General features: G+C 78.7%; 1 protein-coding gene. It reads right to left on the reverse strand.

Annotation, left to right across the window (positions count from 1 at the left end):
* The coding region (locus NWP10_RS12405) for a hypothetical protein (RefSeq protein ID WP_258301103.1) at positions 1-385 on the reverse strand (385 nt) is incomplete at both ends.

The raw sequence follows: 385 nt of genomic DNA on the forward strand, positions 1-385 counted from the left end.
ATGTGAAAAAGAGCCAGCCGGGACGCCGCGCGGCCGGTCCCCCCCGGCCCCCGTGGAGACCGGGGCGCCGCCCAGGCCCGCCACGAAGTGACCCCGGCGGACCTGCCCGGCGTCCTCCATGCGGGTGAGCAGCCGGTACTGGCCGGCGAAGCCGCCGGGCACCTCCTCGGCCACCACGGACCCGCGCGTGATCACGCCGTACCGGTCCAGCAGCAACTCCGCGGTGGCGTGGGCCCGGATGGTGGGGTCCCGCTCGGCCGCCGGCAGCAGGGACCAGCGGCCGGCCGCGCGGGCCTGCTCCGCCGCGGACAGCCCGGCCATCCCGGCGGCCGGTCCGGCCGTCCCGCGGGCGCCGGCTCTTATAACCATCCGACGCGGCCGGCGG

This window comes from Micrococcus sp. HG099, assembly GCF_024723355.1.
Classification (GTDB): Bacteria; Actinomycetota; Actinomycetes; order Actinomycetales; family Micrococcaceae; genus Micrococcus; species Micrococcus endophyticus.